Source organism: Bradyrhizobium sp. CCBAU 53415, assembly GCF_028128735.1.
Lineage (GTDB): Bacteria > Pseudomonadota > Alphaproteobacteria > Rhizobiales > Xanthobacteraceae > Bradyrhizobium.
Window position 1 is genome coordinate 118,343 of record NZ_LBJF01000026.1, and the last position, 19,762, is coordinate 138,104.

The 19,762-nt window shown below is 64.9% G+C and carries 20 protein-coding genes; 4 read left to right on the forward strand and 16 right to left on the reverse strand.

Translation table 11 applies throughout. The annotated features are described in order from the left end of the window. Positions 1-90: 90 nt before the first annotated feature. The 9 genes from XH87_RS24535 to XH87_RS24575 all read right to left on the reverse strand — a co-directional run bounded on the left by XH87_RS24535 (position 91) and on the right by XH87_RS24575 (position 8,319). On the reverse strand, positions 91-1,263 hold the full coding sequence (locus XH87_RS24535; protein WP_035710367.1) for a phosphoserine transaminase: 1,173 nt from the start codon (positions 1,261-1,263) through the stop codon (positions 91-93). 79 nt (positions 1,264-1,342) lie between these two features. Next, the gene (locus XH87_RS24540; protein WP_271589244.1) at positions 1,343-1,549 is read right to left on the reverse strand and encodes a hypothetical protein; all 207 of its coding nucleotides are present in this window, start codon (positions 1,547-1,549) and stop codon (positions 1,343-1,345) included. 256 nt (positions 1,550-1,805) lie between these two features. Then, on the reverse strand, positions 1,806-2,270 hold the full coding sequence (locus XH87_RS24545; RefSeq protein WP_271589245.1) for a GNAT family N-acetyltransferase: 465 nt from the start codon (positions 2,268-2,270) through the stop codon (positions 1,806-1,808). Positions 2,271-2,287: 17 nt separating this feature from the next. After that, on the reverse strand, positions 2,288-2,878 hold the full coding sequence (locus tag XH87_RS24550) for a glutathione S-transferase family protein (RefSeq protein ID WP_271589246.1): 591 nt from the start codon (positions 2,876-2,878) through the stop codon (positions 2,288-2,290). 69 nt (positions 2,879-2,947) lie between these two features. Further along, positions 2,948-3,859, reverse strand: coding sequence for an outer membrane protein (locus XH87_RS24555; protein ID WP_271589247.1), 912 nt, complete (start codon positions 3,857-3,859; stop codon positions 2,948-2,950). 130 nt (positions 3,860-3,989) lie between these two features. After that, on the reverse strand, positions 3,990-4,820 hold the full coding sequence (locus tag XH87_RS24560; RefSeq protein ID WP_035710379.1) for an outer membrane protein: 831 nt from the start codon (positions 4,818-4,820) through the stop codon (positions 3,990-3,992). 236 nt (positions 4,821-5,056) lie between these two features. Continuing rightward, positions 5,057-6,307: an MFS transporter gene (locus XH87_RS24565; protein WP_271589248.1), complete on the reverse strand. Its 1,251-nt coding sequence runs from the start codon at positions 6,305-6,307 to the stop codon at positions 5,057-5,059. Positions 6,308-6,586: 279 nt separating this feature from the next. After that, complete coding sequence (gene glmM, locus XH87_RS24570; protein WP_035710383.1) at positions 6,587-7,930, reverse strand: phosphoglucosamine mutase; 1,344 nt, start codon at positions 7,928-7,930, stop codon at positions 6,587-6,589. Positions 7,931-8,151: 221 nt separating this feature from the next. Further along, complete coding sequence (locus XH87_RS24575; RefSeq protein ID WP_193374146.1) at positions 8,152-8,319, reverse strand: hypothetical protein; 168 nt, start codon at positions 8,317-8,319, stop codon at positions 8,152-8,154. 117 nt (positions 8,320-8,436) lie between these two features. On the opposite strand from XH87_RS24575, the gene XH87_RS24580 reads away from it, so the two are divergent. Then, complete coding sequence (locus XH87_RS24580) at positions 8,437-9,573, forward strand: alpha-hydroxy acid oxidase (RefSeq protein WP_271589249.1); 1,137 nt, start codon at positions 8,437-8,439, stop codon at positions 9,571-9,573. 91 nt (positions 9,574-9,664) lie between these two features. Here XH87_RS24580 and XH87_RS24585 read toward each other — a convergent pair whose 3' ends face one another. From XH87_RS24585 to XH87_RS24615, 7 genes are all read right to left on the reverse strand, one after another. Next, on the reverse strand, positions 9,665-10,291 hold the full coding sequence (locus tag XH87_RS24585) for a hypothetical protein (protein ID WP_271589250.1): 627 nt from the start codon (positions 10,289-10,291) through the stop codon (positions 9,665-9,667). Positions 10,292-10,349: 58 nt separating this feature from the next. Beyond that, on the reverse strand, positions 10,350-11,189 hold the full coding sequence (locus XH87_RS24590) for a shikimate dehydrogenase (RefSeq protein WP_271589251.1): 840 nt from the start codon (positions 11,187-11,189) through the stop codon (positions 10,350-10,352). A gap of 86 nt (positions 11,190-11,275) precedes the next feature. Continuing rightward, complete coding sequence (locus XH87_RS24595; protein ID WP_271589252.1) at positions 11,276-13,018, reverse strand: SulP family inorganic anion transporter; 1,743 nt, start codon at positions 13,016-13,018, stop codon at positions 11,276-11,278. A gap of 90 nt (positions 13,019-13,108) precedes the next feature. Continuing rightward, positions 13,109-13,381: a helix-turn-helix domain-containing protein gene (locus tag XH87_RS24600; protein ID WP_035710392.1), complete on the reverse strand. Its 273-nt coding sequence runs from the start codon at positions 13,379-13,381 to the stop codon at positions 13,109-13,111. A gap of 371 nt (positions 13,382-13,752) precedes the next feature. Continuing rightward, positions 13,753-15,801 (reverse strand): elongation factor G, encoded by a 2,049-nt coding sequence (locus tag XH87_RS24605; RefSeq protein ID WP_271589253.1) that lies wholly within the window; start codon positions 15,799-15,801, stop codon positions 13,753-13,755. Positions 15,802-15,955: 154 nt separating this feature from the next. Beyond that, the gene (locus tag XH87_RS24610) at positions 15,956-16,435 is read right to left on the reverse strand and encodes a DUF992 domain-containing protein (RefSeq protein WP_271589254.1); all 480 of its coding nucleotides are present in this window, start codon (positions 16,433-16,435) and stop codon (positions 15,956-15,958) included. A 175-nt stretch (positions 16,436-16,610) separates the two neighbouring features. Continuing rightward, entirely contained in the window at positions 16,611-17,813 is a 1,203-nt protein-coding gene (locus XH87_RS24615; protein ID WP_158668640.1) for a pyridoxal phosphate-dependent aminotransferase, read from the reverse strand. 653 nt (positions 17,814-18,466) lie between these two features. Here XH87_RS24615 and XH87_RS24620 point away from each other — a divergent pair. The 3 genes from XH87_RS24620 (at position 18,467) to XH87_RS24630 (ending at position 19,680) form a co-directional block, all read left to right on the forward strand. Continuing rightward, on the forward strand, positions 18,467-19,117 hold the full coding sequence (locus XH87_RS24620; protein ID WP_271589255.1) for a glutathione S-transferase family protein: 651 nt from the start codon (positions 18,467-18,469) through the stop codon (positions 19,115-19,117). A 157-nt stretch (positions 19,118-19,274) separates the two neighbouring features. Next, positions 19,275-19,451, forward strand: a complete 177-nt coding sequence (locus XH87_RS24625) for a hypothetical protein (protein ID WP_271589256.1) — start codon at positions 19,275-19,277, stop codon at positions 19,449-19,451. A gap of 70 nt (positions 19,452-19,521) precedes the next feature. Next, positions 19,522-19,680 (forward strand): hypothetical protein, encoded by a 159-nt coding sequence (locus tag XH87_RS24630; protein ID WP_035710399.1) that lies wholly within the window; start codon positions 19,522-19,524, stop codon positions 19,678-19,680. Positions 19,681-19,762: the final 82 nt, after the last annotated feature.

Consider the following 19,762-nt stretch of genomic DNA (forward strand, 5'->3'; position numbering starts at 1 on the left):
AGATTGCCGGTGCGCCGTGTGGAGAGATCACCCCACCCCGCCGCACCTGGCGGTGCATCGACCCTCCCCCTCCAGGGGAGGGTAAGAAACTTACGCCGCCTTGGCGAGCGTGGCCTTGGTCTCGGCGAACGCCCAGTCGATCCACTGCGTCAAGAGCTCGACGTCCTTCGCCTCGACGGTGGCGCCGCACCAGATGCGCAGGCCGGCCGGCGCATCGCGGTAGTACGCGAAGTCGTAGCCGGCGCCTTCCTTCTCGACGAGGGCAACCAGCTTCTTGGAGAAGTCGGCCTGCGCGTCGTCCGAGAGCGAGGTGATCGCGGGATCGGTGAACTTCAGGCACACCGAGGTGTTGGAGCGGATCGAGGCGTCCTTGGCGAGGAAGTCGATCCACGGCGTCTTCGCCTTCCAGTCGGCGAGCACCTTGGTGTTGGCATCGGCGCGCGCGATCAGCGCCTTGAGGCCGCCGATCGACTTGGCCCAGTTCAGCGCGTCGAGATAATCCTCGACGCAGAGCATCGACGGCGTGTTGATGGTCTCGCCGACGAAGATGCCTTCGTTGAGCTTGCCGCCCTTGGTCATGCGGAAGATCTTCGGCAGCGGCCAGGCCGGCTTGTAGGTCTCGAGCCGCTCCACCGCGCGGGGCGACAGGATCAGCATGCCGTGCGCGGCCTCGCCGCCGAGCGCCTTCTGCCAGGAGAAGGTGACGACATCGAGCTTGGCCCAGTCGAGCGGCTGCGCGAACGCTGCGGAGGTCGCGTCGCAGATGGTCAGGCCTTCGCGGGTCGCGCTGATCCAGTCGGCGTTCGGCACGCGCACGCCCGAGGTGGTGCCGTTCCAGGTGAAGACGACGTCGCTCTTGGGATCGACCTTGGAGAGGTCGGGAATCTCACCATAGGCTGCATTGAGCTTGGTGACGTCCTTGAGCTTCAATTCCTTGACGATGTCGCTGACCCAGCCCTCGCCGAAGGATTCCCAGGCGAGCGTGGTGACGGGGCGCGCACCGAGCAGCGACCACAGCGCCATCTCGACCGCTCCGGTATCGGAGGCCGGCACGATGCCGATGCGGTAATCGGCGGGCACCTCGAGCACTTCGCGCGTCAGGTCGATCGCGAGCTTGAGCTTGGTCTTGCCGACCTTCGCGCGATGCGAGCGGCCGAGCGCTGCGTCCTTGAGATTTTGGGCATTCCAGCCGGGGCGCTTGGCGCAGGGGCCGGAGGAGAAATGCGGCACGGTCGGCCGCGAAGCGGGCTTCGCTACAGTCATGATCTACCCTTCCAGATAGTAAGCCTCCCGTTGGGGGGAGGTGTCCCGCCGCGGCTGATACGGGAAACGGGTAGGCCAGTCAAGGAAGTTCCGGGGCCTCACGGGCGAGTGATGGCTCCTCGGGTGCGATCTTCGGAGATTGGACGACGGCGAGCGCATTGAGCAAGTCCGTGGCATCGCTGATCAATTGCGCGGCCCTGCGGCGGCTGCCGACCTTCAAAATGCATTTGTCATTGGCCTGCACGACGTAGTCGTTGCCGACCTTGATCATTGAATAGCTTGTCATCGAAATCCCCGAACCGACCGAGCTCGGTGCCAGAAGCTGCCGTAGCACCGTTCGCTCCCGATTCAACGTGAACGACGGCTGAGTAGTTTACCGCCCATTAAGATGAACGAATGCGCAATCCGAATTTGCTGATCGCGCAAGGCTCGCGGCCAGCGCCCCATTTCGATACAATCGGAACGGGACTCCGGATTCGCGTATTGACGGGTTTTCTTTGCGCGAACCGGTATCCACTTCGCTCGAAAACGCTTCCGCTGCCTCAAAAGCGGACAGTCATGCCCACATGGCTCGCGGCGAACCCGAGCCGCTTGTAGAAGCGCTGCGCATCGACGCGCGTCTGATGCGTCAACAGTTCGACGAGATTGCAGCCGCGCGCCTTCGCTTCCACGACCGCCCATTGCACCAATTGCTCGCCGATGCCGCGGCTGCGACAATCGGAAGCAACGCGAACGTCCTCGAGCAGGCCGCGCACGCCGCCTTGCGAACTCAACCCCGGCAGGATCGCGAGCTGCAGGCAGCCGACCACCCTGCCCGCGCTCTCGGCAACCACGAGCGTGAGATTCGGATCGCGCTCGACCCGTGCGAATGCGTCGTAATAGGAGGCGGGCAACGGATCTTCCACGCGTTCGCGCGCGCGGCCGAGATGATCGTCGGCGAGCATCGCAACGATCGCGGCGACGTCCTCGCGGCGCGCGGGACGGATGGAGACGGTTTCGGCATTCATGTCATACAACTCCGGACTCAGCGCGCCGGCGAAAGGCCGAGAAACGCTTCGACTTCGCCGATCCAGCGGCGGACGGACGCATGGCGGCCGAGATCGAAGCCACCTTCATGCGCGAGGCGCGTATAGGCGAGCAGCGACACGTCCGCGAGCGAAACCTCATCGCCGGCGAAGAAGCGGCTGCCGGAGAGATGCTGCTCCATGCGGTCGAGCGCCGCATGTCCGCGCTTGACCTTCTCGGGATCGAGCTCGGATACCCTCTTGCCCAGGTAGACGAGGAGGAAGCGGCACACCGCGATATAAGGCTCGTGGCTGTACTGTTCCCAGAACAGCCATTCGTCCATCTTGGCCGCAGCAAAGGCGTCGCGCGGAATGAGCGCACTGTCACGGGCTAGATAGCGGATGATGGCGTTGGACTGTGCCAGCGTGCGGCCGTCGTCAAACTCGACGGTCGGCACCTGGCCGGCACCGTTCATCCTGAGGAATTGCGGTGTGCGCGTCTCGCCCCTGCTTGTGTCGATCTCGATCCACCGGTAGGGCACTGCGAGCCTGTCGCAGACCCATTTCACCTTCAGACAGTTTCCGGAATTGCTGTCGCCGTAGATCTTCATCGCCGCCGCCCCGTCTTCGGGCGACAGAGCATCAGGAGGCGAGGAGGCTGTCAACAGGAAGCGGACGGCTCAGAACTTGTAGCCGAGCCCGACGCGCGCGTTGTTCAGCGTGACCTGCGTGTTCATGACGGGCGAGAATCTCACATATTCGTATTCAACGCGCGCGAACAACCCGTCCCAAATGCAATATTCGATCCCGAGGCCCGCGGTCCAACCCACAGCGAAGGCGTTGGTCCTGTGCTGGCTCTGAGTCTGCGACTGCGCCGGAACAGCGTACGTAGTGGCCGTAGTCGTACCGCCTGCGTCCGTCACGATCTGCGTGAGCGTCACATCGCTCGTCACCGTGCGGGAGACGTCCATCCGCCCAACCGCGGCGCCGAAGAAGGCGTACGGCATAAAATCGCCACCATCCCAACCCACGCGGCCACGGAGCGAAATCATGTCCTTGACCTGCGCCGCGGCGGTCCCGGTCAAAGTCACGTTATAGTTGTCGGTCGTGCCGGCGGGCGGATTATCGCCGGGCGGGTTGGTGATGACGAGCGCGTTGTGACCACTCGTCTGCGTGTGGAGATTGTTGAAGTAGCTGTAGGTGCCCTCGAGACTGAGAATGGCATCGTACCATTGCCAGTTGCGGCCGACGAAGCCGCCGAAATTGACGCCTTGCGTGTTGGTCTTGCTCATGAGCGACCAGTTCGCGGTCGGTTGCTGCAGAACGCTGTCGCGGAAGATGTAGTTTGTGAGGCCGACCACGCTTTGGCTGAAATCGGTCGCGTCGGTCGTGTAGCCGGCGCTGCCGCCGACATAAGCGCCATCCCAGTTGCGGGTCGTCTTCGACAGGCCGTCGGTAAAGCCGCCGCGCAGCACGGGCAGGTCCGGCATGTCGGCCGCGTGCGCGGCAGACACCGTCCCCAACATCGCCGCCGCAACCATCAGCCTACGCATCGCAACGCTCCATCGGACTCGAACTGTTGCGATGATCATGGCCTGTTAACCTTAACCAATGGTTGCGTCAGGGCGTTTTCGTCCCTGTCGGGCCATGAAAAATCCGCAAAGCAAAACGGCGCGGGATGATCCCGCGCCGTTAGGAGACGTTAAGCGATGAGGCTGCCGATCAGCCCTTGGTGACGAGCGGCGGCGGCATGTAGGCCGGCGGGCTGTTGAGATCCCAGCGCACGCCGAGCTTGACGTCGTGCGAGGTGAGTTCCTTGATCTTGATCGAGGTCGGGCCGGAGGCGCTGTTGTCGAACAAACGGTAGTTGCCGGGCGCCGCATCGCCGAGATTCATGTAGCTGTAGGCCAGTTCGACGGTGAACCCGGGATTGACCTTGTAGGCGAGACCGGCGTGGGCCGCCCAGGCGAAGTTCCACTTCCCGTTGTCGGCGAAGTAGGCGACGCTGTTGTTGAGGCCCGGGCTGTATGACACCCCGTCGTCGCGGAAGCCGCTGATCTTGTTGTAGGAGCCGCCAACACCGGCACCGATGAACGGGGTGATGCACCACCAGGTACCGAGGTCGACATAGGCGTTGGCCATCACGACCCACTCGGACTTGCTGCCGGTGTAGTTGTTGACGCCGACGAAGCCGGGTCCAACCACGTTGTCGCTGCCGTGCAGGTTCGCCTTGCCGCGATACTGGCCGATCACGTCGGCACGGAACCAGTTGTTGAAGCGATAGCCGACGCCGAGGTCGAACAGCGGCGAGGAGTCGAAGCCGAGGCCCTCCGTCGTCTTCGAATACCCGGCCGGCAGGGCGCTTTCGATGCTCTTGGCACTCTGGTTGGTCATGCCGATGTCGCCGCGCAGATACCAGCCGCCGAAGTCGGCGGGCGGAGCGGGCGGCGCGTACATGGGAGGGGGCGCGGCGATCGGCATGTCGGCGGCGAACGCCATCGACGAGATCAGGGTTGCCGCACCCGCGGCAAGGAGAGACTTAACGCTACGCATTGCTTCGTCCTTTTGGCCGGTGAGGCAAAGACGGGCGCCCCACGTTCTGGAAACTCACGACCCGGACGATGGCAGCAAATGTTTAAGCGCCACTTAACCCTAATTTTTAAGGTTGATTTTTTCTCACCGCACACGCGGATGCGGCGCCGGCGTTGCAGAAATGCAGCGCCAAATGCGGCGCCTTCGCCGCATTTCCTAACGATGTGTGAAGCCGCAACGCAGCGAGTGAGAATGTGTTAACGCGCGTGCCGCGGCAGCCTGGGGAGGAACACCGCGAGCAGCCCGATCGCCGGGAGATACGCGCAGACCTGGTAGACGAACTCGATCGAGGTGTGGTCGGCGAGCTTGCCGAGCACGGCGGCCCCGAGGCCGCCGATGCCGAAGGCGACGCCGAAGAACACGCCGGAGATCATGCCGAAGCGGTGCGGCACCAGCTCCTGCGCGAAGACGATGATCGACGACGTCGTCGAGGAGATGATCAGACCGATGGCAACGCTGAGCACGGCGCTGGTGTAGAGGCCGGCATAGGGCAGCGCCAGCGTGAACGGCAGCGCGCCCAGGATCGATATCCAGATCACGATCTTGCGGCCGAAGCGATCCCCCAACGGACCACCGAGAAACGCACCCACGGCGTTCGCGGCGAGGAAGATGAAGAGATAGATCTGGGCTGCCTGTGTCGACACGCCGAAACGATCGATCAGGTAGAAGATGTAGTAGCTCGACAGGCTCGATACGTAGAGCTGTTTTGAGAACAACAGTGCGACCAGCACGAGCAGCGCCACCGCGACCCGGCGCGAGCTCGGCGCGTCAGGATGGGCCTGAGCCGCGGCCGCCTTCTTCGCCTTGATCTGCGGCGCATACCAGCGGCCGATGCGCCAGAGGATGAGGATCGCGAGGAACGCGATCGAGGAAAACCAGGCGATGCTGCCCTGACCGAACGGCACCACGATCAACGCCGCCAGCACCGGTCCCATCGAGGTGCCGAAACTGCCGCCGAGCTGGAACACCGATTGCGCAAAACCGTAGCGACCGCCGGAAGCGAGCCGCGCGATGCGCGCCGATTCCGGATGAAACACCGCCGAGCCGAGGCCGACCAGTGCGGCGGCGACGAGGATGACGAGATATTGCTGCGCGGCGCTGAGCAGCAGCAGGCCGAAGAAGGTCGAGGCCATGCCGATCGCCAGCGAATAGGGCTGTGCCTTCCTGTCGGTGTAGTGCCCGACCACAGGCTGGAGCAGCGAGGCCGTGAACTGGAAGGCCAGGGTGATCATGCCGATCTGCGCGAAGTCGAGCGCGTAGGTGTCCTTCAGGATCGGATAGACCGAAGCGATCAGCGACTGCATGGTGTCGTTGAGAAAGTGCGAGAAGCTGATGCCGGCGAGCACGATGTAAGCCGGCCCTGCCGCTTTGGCGACGGCGGGGGTCACGTCGCTGACGACGACGGGCTCGGTCAGCGTTTCCTCAGGGACGACGACAGGCTTGTTCAAGGGGCGGCCCCGGCTGGCGCGGCGAACCGCCGCATCGGCTCATTACGATGCAAGCGGCGGTGGAACCACCGTCAATCGCTTATGGCTGGGATGCGTGGGTGTTCTCGTCGCTTACCTCCCTGGAGGGGAGGGTCGGCCCATGTTGAGCGAAGCGAGACATGTGACGGGGTGGGGTGACGGTCTCTCCGCATCCAACAGTGCACGAGCGGAGCGATCACCCCACCCCGCTCGCGCTTCGCGCGATCGACCCTCCCCCTCCAGGGGAGGGTAAGAAAAACATCAAGCCGCGGCCTGGCCGAGCGCCAGGACGATGGTGTCGACGACGTCCTCGACCAGGATGCGGTCCTCGCCTTCGCCCATGACGCGGATCACGGGCTCGGTGCCGGAGGAACGGATCAGCAGTCGGCCGTGGCCGTTGAGGCGCCTCTCGCCGTCGGAGATCGCCGACTTGACGTCGGAATCGTCGAGCGGCTTGCCGCCCTTGTGACGGACGTTCTTGAGGATCTGCGGCAGCGGATCGAAGCGGTGGCAGACTTCCGAGACCGGCCGGCGCAGCTTCTGCACCACGGCCAGCACCTGCAAGGCAGCCACGAAACCGTCGCCGGTGGTGGCGTAGTCGGACAGGATGATGTGACCGGACTGCTCGCCGCCGAGATTGTAGCCGCCGTTCAGCATCTGCTCGAGCACGTAGCGGTCGCCGACCGGCGTGCGCACGAGATCGAGCCCCTGCCCTTTCAGGAAGCGCTCGAGCCCGAGATTGGACATCACGGTGGCGACGATGCCCGGGCGCGACAGGCGTCCGTCTTCCTTCCAGCTCTGCGCGATCACCGCGAGCAGCTGATCGCCGTCGACGAGGTGGCCGCGCTCGTCGACCAGGATGACGCGATCAGCGTCGCCGTCCAGGGCGATGCCGATATCGGCGCGCATCTCGCGCACCTTCTTCGACAGCGCTTCCGGCGAGGTCGAGCCGCATTCCTTGTTGATGTTGAAACCGTCGGGTTCGACGCCGATCGGCACCACGTCGGCGCCCAGCTCCCACAGGGCTTCGGGCACCACCTTGTAGGCGGCACCGTTGGCGCAATCGATCACGACGCGCAGGCCGTCGAGCGACAGATCTCGCGGCAGCGTGCGCTTGGCGAATTCGATGTAGCGGTCGTGCACACCGTCGATACGGCGGGCGCGGCCCAGGCTCGCACTTTGCGCCAGCCTCTTGTCGAGAGATTCGTCGAGGAGCTGCTCGATCTGCCTCTCGACGTCGTCTGAAAGCTTGAAGCCCTGCGGGCCGAAAAGCTTGATGCCGTTGTCCTCGAACAGATTGTGCGAGGCCGAGATCATCACGCCGAGATCGGCGCGCATCGACTTGGTCAGCATCGCGACCGCCGGCGTCGGCATCGGGCCGACCAGCAGCACGTCCATGCCGACCGAGGTGAAGCCTGCGACCATCGCGTATTCGATCATGTAGCCGGACAGACGGGTGTCCTTGCCGATCACGACCCGGTGGCGGTGCTCACCGCGCTGAAACGCAAGGCCTGCGGCCTGGCCGACCTTGAGCGCGAGCTCCGGCGTGATCAGTCCGTTGGCGCGGCCCCGAATCCCGTCCGTCCCGAAATATTTGCGGCTCATATCGTCCCCCAGGCAACAACCAGGGAATCCCCTCTAGAATCACGGGCTGCCCGAGCGGGGCCCCGCATCCCTGATTTGCTGGGTTGTTATAATGCCATCATGGCCAACTTGGCTTCAAAAAATATGATCAATCGTTACTGAATCGGCGACGCCACCGGCTCGATAAGGTCTTGTTAACCCTATGTTTCCCACCCGAGCGCCGGTTCGGAGCGGAACCGCCCCTAGCCGGAGCGCTTCACATGGCCGTCCTCGCGGCTCGGCGCCGGCTGGGTGACATTGACCGGGTCGGAGCCCGGAAAGGTCTCTTCCAGTCCCTCCTCCAGCGCCTTCTCGAGATCATGCTTTTCCTTGACCTCTTCCGGTGACGGTCCAGCGTGTGGCCTCGTCATGGCACCCTCCTGCAAAACGTTCTGTAAACGATTTGGCTGTGCATCCAACCATGGTAGATGACCCCGAAATCTTCCGATGCAAGACTTCCGAGTAAGACGGGCCGGGGAAACGACATCATGAAGCATATCACCTGTATCGACGATCTTCGCGCGCTGCATAAGCGCCGCGTGCCGAAGGCTTTCTTCGACTATTGCGACCGCGGCTCCTATGCCGAGGAAACGCTGCGCGCCAACCGCGAGGACATGCAGGCGATCAAGTTCCGCCAGCGCATCCTGGTCGACGTCTCCAAGCGCGATACCTCGATCACGATCCTCGGCGAGCCCTCGACCATGCCGCTGATCCTCGCGCCGGTCGGCCTGCTCGGCATGCAGCACGGCGACGGCGAGATCCACGCCTGCCGCGCAGCGCAGGCCGCCGGTATCCCGTTCACGCAGTCGACGATGTCGATCTGCTCGATCGAGGACATCGCCGCCAATGTCGAGAAGCCGTTCTGGTTCCAGCTCTACGTCATGAAGGACCGCGGCTTCATCAAGGCGCTGATCGAGCGCGCGATCGCGGCGAAATGCTCGGCGCTGGTGCTGACCGTCGATCTCCAGGTGATCGGACAGCGCCACCAGGACATCAAGAACGGCATGACGGTGCCGCCGGAATGGTCGCTGTCGAAGCTGATCGATTTCGCCACCAAGCCGGCCTGGGTGTCGGGCGTGCTGCAAGGCAAGCGCCGCACGTTCGGCAATCTCGCCGGTCATCTGAAGGTCAGCGACGACATCACCTCGCTCTCGACCTGGATCAGCTCGCAGTTCGACACCTCGCTGAACTGGAGCGACATCGAGTGGATCCGTTCGATCTGGCCGGGCAAGCTGGTCCTGAAGGGCATCCTCGACGTCGAGGACGCCGAGCTCGCCGCCAGGACCGGAGCGCAGGCGATCGTGGTCTCCAACCATGGCGGCCGCCAGCTCGACGGCGCGCCGTCCTCGATCGAGGTGCTGCCCGAGATCGTCGACGCGATTGGTGACAAGATGGAGATCATGTTCGACGGTGGCATCCGCTCCGGCCAGGACGTGATGCGCGCCCTCGCCCTCGGCGCGAAATCCTGCATGATCGGCCGGGCCTATGCATACGGGCTGGGCGCCGGCGGCCAGGCCGGCGTCGCCAAGGCGATCGACATCATCCAGAAGGAGCTGCTCACGACCATGGGCCTTTGCGGCGTCAACCGGATCGACGAGATCGACGATCATGTGATTGCGGTGTAACCCTCGTCGTTCCGGGATGGTCCGAAGGACCAGACCCGGAACCTCGAGATTCCGGGTTCGCGCTGTGCGCGCCCCGGAATGACACGTCGTCTCACATCGGCGGCGCAATTCCGTCGCGGCCGACGCTGACGCGGTTGGTCTCGAAGGAGCCGTCGGGCAATTGCTTCATGAAGGCGATGACCTTGGCACCCGGCTTCAACTCGGATTTGTCACTCGGCACGAAGGTCACCACCGGCGTGCTGTCGGCGACGAACACCTTCTTCTCGCCGTCCCTGTACTTGACGAGCAGCGTATGGCCGTCATTGCCGACGACGCTTTCGGCCACGGTCGCATTGGTCATGCTGGAGTTCGGCTTGAGGTCCCAGGGCCGGGAGCCCTCGCCGGTGCCGCGCATGCTCTCCGGAAACACGTGGACCTCGACCGCGTTCTGGCTGCCGTCCGGTCCCGGCACGGTGGTCGCACCGATGAACGAACCCGGCTTGACGTCGGCGAGTGAAATCCTGGTAATGCCCGACACGTTCACGTCGGAGGCGATGTGAAGCCTGACGTCTTCACCGCTGCGCGACTTGACCTGCATGGTGTCGCCGTTGACGCTCTCGATCGTGCCGCGCACGCGCGTCGGCACCGGCGCCCTCTGGGCAAAGGCGCAGTAAGTTGAGACGGCCACCATCGCGACGGCGATCAGTGGACGTGTGAAGGTTGCACGTTGAACAGGCATGACGGTCTCCGATTGCCCCCATGGGATGGAGAACTCCGGAAGGCCGCGCGCTATTCTCTCAAGACTTTGTGAGATCGACCTCGACCAGTGCGCGCAGCTCGGCCGTGACCTCGGGCCGCCGGCCGAACCACAGCTCGAAGCCGCGCACCGCCTGATGCAGCAGCATGCCGAGCCCGTCGGCGGTCTTCAGGCCGCGCGCTGTCGCCGCGGCGAGCAGCGGCGTCACCAGTGGAACATAGACGAGGTCGGCGACGACCGCCGCTTGCGGCAGGCGTGCGACATCGACATCGAGCGACGGCTGCCCGTGCATGCCGAGCGAGGTCGTGTTGACGAGAAGCCTTGCGCGCGGCAGCACGTCGTTGATCGCGTCCCACGGCAGCGGATGCACGTTCGGCCCGAACTGCCTCGCCAGCGCCTCGGCCCGCGCAACGGTGCGATTGGCGACATGCACGCACTTGATGCCGCGTTCGAGCAGGCCGAACACGACCGCGCGCGCGGAGCCGCCGGCGCCCAGCACCAGCGCTTCCTCGGCCGCATCCCAGCCCGGCGCGCTGGCATCGAGATTGCCAATGAAACCTTCGACATCGGTGTTGGTCGAACGCAGCTCACCGTCGGCAAACCAGAGCGTGTTCGCAGCGCCGACCGCCTTCGCGCGGGCGTCGGGCGTCGACAGCGCCAGCACGGCTTCCTTGTGCGGGATGGTGACGTTGGCGCCGACGAAGCCGCGCAGCGACAGCCGCAGCACGAAATCGCGCAGGTTCTCGGGCGGCACCGCCTCGATGACGTAGCCTCCTTCGATGCCGAGCGTGCGCAGCCAGTAATGATGGATCAGCGGCGAGCGCGAATGCGCGGCCGGCCATCCGATCAGACAGGCTGCAGGAGCCTTGGTCAGGGTCATCCGTCCCTCTGGAAGCGTGGAAGGCGATCCATTTCGCGTCCAGCAGGCGCTGTCAAGGTGCGGACGCCGGCTCGAGAGCAGCGCCGTCAGCTCGCAGCAGCCTCGTCGGCAGCTCGGCCCTTGATGTCGGCGATGGCGCGCTCGAGGCTCGTGCGATAGCGCGCGCGCGGCGGCGTCACGCCATGGGTGAGCAGCGCGCGGCGGACCGTGGGCGAGGCCCCCGTGATGAACAGCCGGATGCCCTGGCGGTGCGCCTTGGCGGCGACGCGGCCGAGCACGTTGGCCGCGGTCGAATCCAGGAACGGCACCGCGGCGAAATCGACGACGAAAGCCTTGCGCCGGTCGGCGATGCCGTCGAGCACGCCGCCGATCGCCGAGGCCGCGCCGAAGAAGAACGCGCCGGTGATGCGATAGACCAGCACGTCGCGGTCGACCGCAAGCGCGGAATCGTAGGGAACGCGATCGCCATTGCCGTCGTCGGCGCGATCGTCGACCACCAGCGGCGCGCGTTCCTCGATGCCCGTCATCTCCGCCATGCGGTGGATGAACAGCACCGCGCCGAGCGCGAAGCCGACCAGGATGCCTTCGGTGAGATCGCGGAAGATCGTGAGCAGGAAGGTCGCGAGCAGCACGACGGCATCGCCCCACGACGAGCGCACGAGCGTGGCGAATTCGTGCTTCTCCGCCATGGTCCAGGCCACCACGACCAGCACCGAGGCGAGCGCGGCCAGCGGAATATAGCTCGCCAGCGGCGCCGCGATCAGCATGAACAGCAGCAGGAACACCGAATGCAGCATGCCCGCGAGCGGCCCGCGCGCGCCGGCGCGGATGTTGGTGGCGGTGCGTGCGATCAGGCCGGTGACGCAGATGCCGCCGAACAGCGCCGAGCCGACATTGGCCGCTCCTTGCGCCACCAGCTCGCAATTGGAGCGGTGACGGCGGCCGGTCATGCCGTCGGCGACCACCGCCGACAGCAACGATTCGATGGCGGCCAGCAGCGCGAAGGCGATCGCATCCGGCAGCACAGCCCTTGCCTTCTCCAGCGAGAACGCGGGCAGCACGGGCGAGGGCAGTTCGCGCGGAATACCGCCGAAGCGCGAGCCGACGGTCTCGACCGGGAGCGACAGCACCGCGCTCGCGACCGCCGCAAACACGACTGCAATCAGGATGCCGGGCCAGGACGGCCGCCAGCGGCGCAAGCCGGCGATGATGGCGATGCTGACGATGGCGACCGCGACGGCGGACGGATTCACGGTGTCGAGCCCGCCGGCGAGCGCGACGAGTTTCGGCACGAACTCGCTGGGCTCCTTCCCTGCGAGCGTGATGCCCGAGAGATCACGGAGCTGGCTGGCGAAGATGATCACGGCGATGCCGGCGGTGAAGCCGACCGTCACCGGATAGGGAATGAACTTGATGTAGGTACCGACCCGCAGCAGCCCCGCGGCGATCAGGAACAGGCCCGCCATCATGGTGGCGAGGATGACACCATCGACGCCGTGCCGCTCCGCGGTCGCTGCGACCAGGGCGATGAACGCGCCGGCAGGTCCGCCGATCTGGAACCGGCTGCCGCCGAGCAGGGAGGCGATGAAGCCACCGACGACGGCAGTATAGAGACCGCGGTCCGGCGTCACGCCCGAGGCGATCGCGATCGCCATCGACAGCGGCAACGCGACGATCGCAACCGTCAGGCCGGCGAAGACGTCGGCACGGAAATCCGCGCCGTCGTAGCCTTCACGCCAGACGGTGACGAGTTTCGGCAAATACAGTTCGGCAAAAGTCGGACGACGAAGCTGATGCAGCCTGGCCGCCTGATCCGTCGTGATGCTCATCCACAATGCTCCGAAGCATCGTGCGTCCCGTGTTGCCGAGGTGCGACGATGCGCTTACCCATCCTGATCCCGAGCCCGATCAACGCCCGATCATGCTCCGACGCGGCGCGGCGGCCCCGGCTCCTTCAAGCGAACGCCACGCCCGCCGCTGTCGCTGCGGGCCTGTTCGCCGATCAGCTCGATGCCGGCCCGGTCGAACGCCTCGACCACCTTGATCAGGGTCTCGACCACGCCGCGAACATTGCCGGTGCTGGCCTCCATCCGCTGGATGGTCGGCAGCGACACGCCGGCGAGCTCGGCCAGAGTTTTCTGGTCAATGCCGAGCAGCGCCCGGGCTGCGCGCATCTGGAACGACGTGATCACCTCAGTCTCACTTATCAGACTTTATAAATGATATTTATAGCATATACAATGACGTAAAATACATCAAAAATGAACCGAACACAAGAGCCAACTTCTCCCCGTTCCGCGAGGAGAGGTTCTGCGAACCTCACGTCTGCCTGAGGCAAATCCGCATCCACATCGTCATTGCAAGCGGAGCGAAGCCATCCAGAGTCCTTCCCCGGAGGGATTCCAGTTGCTCCGCTGCGCTCGCGATGACGGTGGTAGGAGAATAAGAGTCCAGCTTTTGCCGCGCCCGCGGAAGCGGCCCCTCATCCCCCCCTCTCCCGGTCTGAACAGCAGAGCGGAGCGAGGGTGGGAGAGAGTGCGCATCCTTTAACGCGCGAGACCAATCACGCCGCGTGTTGATGCGCGGCGATGATCTGGTCGGCGGCGCGGCCCGTGACCTCGGCCATGTGGTCGAACTGGCGTGTGAAGCTGCCGGCGCCGGCGGTGGCGGAGCGCAGCTCCACGATCAGCTCTCCGATCTCGGCTTCGGGCATCATGGCGCGGACGCAGTCCCAGCCGCTCCAGCCCTCGCGGGTGTCGAAGCCGAGAATCTGGCCGCGCCGTGCCGACAGGATCGCATTGATCTTGGCGGTGGCGTCGGTCGGGCAGACGATCTCGACCACGTGGATCGGCTCCAGCAAGACCGGCTGGCATTGCGGCAGGCCTTCGTTCAGCCCGACCCGCGCCGCGGTGCGGAAGGCGAGGTCGGAGGAGTCGACGCTGTGATAGGAGCCGTCGGTCAGCGTCACCTCGACGTCGGTGACGGGAAAGCCGAGCGGACCGCGCGCCAATCCGTCGACGACGCCTTCTTCCACCGCGGGGATGTAGTTGCGCGGCACCGCGCCGCCGACGACCTTCTCGGCGAACTTGAAGCCGTCGCCGCGCGGCAGCGGCCTGATGTCGAGCACGACGTCGCCGAACTGGCCGTGGCCGCCGGACTGCTTCTTGTGCCGCCCGCGCTGGATGATCGGCTTGCGGATGGTTTCCTGGTAGCCGATCCCGGGCGGATGCGAGGTGACCTTGACGCCGAAGCGATCGCGCAGCCGCTCACCCGCGACGCGCAGGTGCATCTCGCCCTGCCCCCACAGCACGGTGTCGTGGGTCTTGGCGTTCTGCACGACGACGAGTGACGGATCCTCCTCGTGCAGCCGCGCCATCGCCTGGCCGAGCTTGACGTCATCCTTGCGATCGATGGCAGCGATCGAGATCGCGAGCACCGGCGGTGTCGGCTCGATGGCGATCAATGCAGCGGGCGGCGTCTTGCCGTTCGACACAGTGTCCCCGGTCTTGATCGGATCGAGCTTGGCGAGCGCCACCGTGTCGCCGGCCTCGGCCGAGGCACGCTTGGTGTCGTAGGCGCCGTTGACGGCGAGGATGCCGGAGATGCGCCCCAGGCCTCCGGAGGCGGATTGCAGCGTCGCTCCGTCGTCGAGCTTGCCGGCAAGCAGCCGCGTCAGCGACAGTTTTCCGCCATGCTGCGAATGCAGTGTCTTGAAGACGTAGCCGAGCGCGTCCTTGGCCTCGGAAACGCCGAGACGTTTTACCGTCTCCGCGATGCCGGGCGCCTCGTGACGCAATGCCTTCATCAGGCGCAGCACGCCGTTCTCGCGCGCGGCCGAACCCAGCAGCACCGGGCAAATCAATCCCTCGCGCAATTCGCGGGCGAGATCGTCGAACACGGCATCGCGCGGCGGCTGGATGTCCTCGAGCAGCTGCTCCATCAGCGCATCGTCGTGATCGGCAAGCTTCTCCAGCATCGAGAAGCGGGCTTCCTTCTCACGATCGAGATCGCCGCCTTCGAGCGCGACCACCTCGGAAGCCTTGTGCTCGCGATAGACGAAGGCGCGCTCCAGCGCGAGATCGACGAAGCCCTCGATCAGCTCGTCCTTCCAGATCGGGATCTGGCGCAGCACCAGCGGCACGCGCGAGGCGGGCTGCAGCATTGCGAGCGTCTCGCGGATACGCTGGCTGGCCCGATCGATCTTGTTCAGGAACAGGAAACGCGGGATCTTCAGCTCCTCCAGCTCGCGCAGGATGATCTGAAGCTGCGGCAGCTTCTTCTCGTCGGCCTCACAGACAACGATTGCGGCGTCGACCGCGGGCAGCGCGGTGCGCATGTCGTGGGCAAACTCGACGGAACCGGGACAATCGAGGAAGGTGTAGCTGTCACCCATGAAACTCGTGGTCGCGGCAGTCAGCCCGACGGTCATCTTGTGATGACGGGCCTCTGCTGTGGCGTCGCCGACGGAGGTTCCGGCATCGACGCTGCCGGCACGCGGGATTGCGCCCGTTCGCGCCAGGATTGCTTCCAAAAGTGTGGTTTTACCGCTTTGGAAAGGGCCCACCAGCGCGATGCACCGTGGACCTCGGGGACTTCTGACGTCTTGTCCCATTCGCCGCCTCCTTGGTGTGGAGCTCGGCCCATGATTGGGTCGGCAAACGTCGATGCTGTGCCCGTCCCCGAGATTTGGCAAGCAGCAAATATCGCTGCGGTGCGTCGTCAGCAAAATCGCACCATTTCGCGCGGCGCGATCACACGCGAAAGTGTTATCGCCCCGGACGAAGTTCCAGGCTCTCGAGGCCGGCGGCGACGTTGAGGCCGACCTGGCCCTGCACGCTGAGCGGCTGGAGCGCGATCGAATTGTGGGAGCCTCCGACCAGCACGTTGCCGCCGAGACCGACGCCGACCGAGGCGCTGCCCTGCGCGCCCGCGTAATTGCCGGAGAGGTCGCCGGGGCCGAGCCGATCGACTGGCGCGAACACGCCCCAGGCGAGCGCGGTTTCCTGGGTGATGCCGATGTCGAGGCCGACCTTGCGGATAGTCGCGACGTAGCGGTCATCGGGCAAGCCGTCAGCGCGCAGCACGCAGCCGAGATGGGTCACCGATCCCACGATGAAGCCGACACTGGCGCCGCCGCGGCATTCGAGCACGCCGATCCGAGTCATCCGCTGCTGCGCGTCGGCAGCAACGACCGAGGCAATAAGGCTGACGCCGGTGAGCCCGGCGAAGAAGAACGAACGGCGCATGAAATATCTCCGGCGATGATGTGATGCGAGCAGAGGGAGCGCCCCACCCGTGTTGCGTGACGGTCTATGCCACAACAGCCGTGGTGGTGCCAGATCGCGCGCGAGGATAAGCGTGCAAACAATGAAAAAGGCCCGCCAGAGACGGGCCTTTTCGATGTCTTGTCGCGACAGAGCCTCAGCGCAGATTGCCGCAGAAGCGCTGGATGCGCTTGCAGGCGTCTTCGAGGTCCGAGGTCTTGGTCGCATAGGAGATGCGGAAAGCAGGTCCCAGGCCGAAGGCCGATCCCTGCACCACGGCGACACCTTCGGTCTCCAGCAGCTCGGTGACGAACTGCTCGTCGTTCGAGATCACGTTGCCGGACGGCGCTTTCTTGCCGATGGTGCCGGCGCAGGACGGATAGACGTAGAACGCGCCCTCGGGGCGGGGGCACTCGATGCCACTCGCCTGGTTGAGCATGGAGACGACGAGGTCGCGGCGCTCCTTGAAGACCTTGTTGTTGGCGGGAATGAACTCCTGCGGACCGTTCAGCGCCTCGACCGAGGCCCACTGCGCGATCGAGCACGGGTTCGAGGTCGATTGCGACTGGATCGTCGCCATCGCCTTGATGAGATGCGCCGGACCGCCGGCATAGCCGATACGCCAGCCGGTCATGCAATAGGCCTTGGAGACGCCGTTCACGGTGAGTGTGCGGTCGTAGAGACCAGGCTCGACCTGCGCGACGGTGGTGAACTGGAAGTCGTCATAGACGAGATGCTCGTACATGTCGTCGGTCATCACCCAGACATGTGGATGCTTCACCAGCACCTCGGTGAGCGCCTTCAGTTCCGAACGCGTGTAGGCGGCCCCCGTCGGGTTCGACGGCGAGCACAGGATGACCCATTTGGTCTTCGGCGTGATCGCGCGCTCGAGCGCTTCTGCCTGGAGCTTGAAGCCGGTCGCCGCGGTGCAGACCACCGGCACCGGCTCGCCGCCGGCGAGCGCCACCATTTCAGGGTAGCTGACCCAATAGGGCGCGGGAATGATCACCTCGTCGCCCGGATTGATGGTCGCCATCAGCGCATTGTACAGCACCTGCTTGCCGCCGGTGCCGACGATGATCTGGTTCGGCTTGTAGGCGACGCCGTTCTCGCGCTGAAACTTGGCGATGATGGCTTCCTTCAGCTCGGGGATGCCGTCCACCGCGGTGTACTTGGTCTTGCCGGCCTCGATGGCGCGGATCGCCGCCAGCTTGATGTTGGCGGGCGTGTCGAAGTCGGGCTCGCCGGCACCGAGGCCAATGACGTTGCGCCCCGCCGCTTTCAGCGCGCGTGCTTTATCCGTGACCGCGATGGTCGCGGACGGCTTCACACGGTCGAGCGCAGCGGCAAGGAAGGACATCATCATCTCCTGGCGAGCGTCGTGAAGCCTTTCGCCTCACGACTCCATTTGTGGGAATGAGCCACCCTAAAACGTGTGCCGCTGCGCCGCAAGAAACTTCGGCCCGATCTCGGAAAAGTTTACGGTTTCGCGCTGTTCGAGGGCATGATTCACCGCAATATTCCGCAACTTTGCCGCTCAAAACCCCTCATATCCGGCAAGGCTTGTCCTCGGAGCAATTCGGGTTGCCCGACGGGCGGTCCGTCATGCCCGGGCTTGCCGTCTCCGCCGACGCTCCGCCGGCTCGACACTGGGCAGCCCCGGCAAAGCTCGGCGCAGCCAGGTCCCGGCATCCACCTCCGTCGCTCCGCGTGGCAAGACGTGGATGGCCGGGACGAAGCCCGGCCACGACGATGCGGAAGCTTCGCGGCCCAACCGAAATCGCCGAACCGCCTCACATGGATGCGCAGCGCAATGCGTCCGCGCGTTGACGCAAGTGTGAACTGAATTGCATCGTCGCGCGGAAATGATCTTCCGCAGCATTGCAGTGCGGTAGGGTTTTCGAGTTTTTCTATTGGCCGGCTCTTGCGGCGGATTCGCATCGGCATCATTGTTTAGCTGCCTCGCGGGGCAACGAACGCCGCGTCTTCCCCTCCTCGGATTCGAACTGCAGAATGTACAAGCTCTATTCGATGCAACGCTCGGGCAACAGCTACAAGGTCCGCCTTGCGCTGGCGCTGCTCAACCTGCCTTACGAAGCGGTGGAGGTGGACATTCTGCGTGGCGAGAGCCGCACGCCGGACTTTCTGAGCAAGAACCCGTCGGGGCAGGTGCCGCTGCTCGAGGTCGGCGCGGACCGCTATCTCGCCGAATCCAATGCCATCCTTTGGTACGTCGCCGTCGGCACGCCGCTCGCGCCGGAGAACCGCATCGATCGCGCCGAGGCGCTGCAATGGATGTTCTTCGAGCAGCACGCGCTCGAGCCGAACATCGGCGCCGCCTATTTCTGGCTGTCGCTGGTCAAGGGCGGCCGCGATCTCCAGACCCATTCGCTGGAGGACTGGATGGAGCGCGGCTATGGCGCGCTCCAGGTGATGGAGAACCATCTCAAGACCAACGCCTATTTCGCCGCGCGCCAGCTCACGGTCGCCGACATCGCGCTATACGGCTACACCCACGTCGCCGAACGCTGCGATTTCGACCTTTCGACCTTCCCGGCGATCCGGGACTGGCTCAAGCGCGTCGAAGCTGCGCCCGGCTTCGTGACGATGGACTGGCGCCCGGCCGACATCGACGACCCCGCCAGCATCGCGGCGGGCGCCTGACTGGACGGTCCCGCTCCAGCAAATAGCGGGCATAAGGGTCCCCCTTGCCGCAATCTTGCCGCTTTGGGCGCGACGGCCGCCGCAATATTGCCCGTTGAAACGGGGAAATTGTCCCGCGTCGCGGGTGATTCGCCCGCGTGTTGAGGGATTTAGACCCATGATTCGGGCGTCCGGCACGGCAGGCTTTCAGGGCCAACCCGCCACCGTCGCGTCTTCCCGGCTGACCAACGCGGTCGCGGCCTCGCTCGCTGTCGCCGCGCTCTCGCTGTGCCTGATCGTCACCCTGACGGTACTGTCGACCAGGGCGACCATGGCGACGGGCCTGCCGATCTGATTCCCGCTTCATCCTCGACTAGCCTTCAAGGCGCGCGGCCCGCGCCAACCGGCATTGCGACAGGACGTCGATGAAGTCACCTGTGGTCGTCGTTGCAATCACCCTGGCTGCGGCCATCCTGGTCGCGGCGTCGCTGCTGATCATCGTCGGCACGCGCAAGGGCGCGGGAACGTCGACGATGAATGCGCCCACTTCGGAACAGCGCGTCGAGCACGCGCACATGGTCTAAAATCATCCGAAAGGTTTGCGCTTCGCCGCAACCGCCCATTAAGCGCTCCGCGCGAAATCGCATTGTATTGGCGCAACGATCA